Raw genomic sequence first — 405 nt, forward strand, 5'->3', positions numbered from 1 at the left:
CGCGGCATGGCAACGGCCCCGCCGCCCCTGAGCGCCGTACGGCACCGCGATCGCGCGGTGCCGTTCCGGGCGCTGTGGGCGGCCGTGCTGCTGCTCGCGGTGCTGCTCGCGCACGGCGCGCGGGCGGAGAGCGCCGAGGGCCACCTCGACAGCGCCGTACCGGCCGCCGCCCGTACAACTGCCGCCGCTCAGCAGCCCGTTGCGGCCCGGGACGGTGTGCGTGCCCAGCGCGCCGCACTTCCGGTGCACCGGGCGCACCCCGTGCACGCGGACCCCGCCCACAGCGCGGACCACCCGGCACCCGCCGGGCATCCCGCGCACCCGGTGTGCCTGGCGGGCCAGGTGCAGCAGGGCGCCGAGCTCGCGCCGCCGCGCGCCGTGCCGTTCACCGGCTCCCCCCCCCCC

At 80.5% G+C, this 405-nt stretch carries 1 protein-coding gene; it reads left to right on the plus strand.

The features are described 5' to 3' along the window. Window positions 1-6: 6 nt before the first annotated feature. Window positions 7-405, plus strand: a 399-nt coding sequence (locus RZ84_RS28140; protein ID WP_198540061.1) for a hypothetical protein, incomplete at its 3' end; no start/stop codon positions are given.

Source organism: Streptomyces sp. CT34, from assembly GCF_000805335.1.
Taxonomy (GTDB): Bacteria; Actinomycetota; Actinomycetes; order Streptomycetales; family Streptomycetaceae; genus Streptomyces.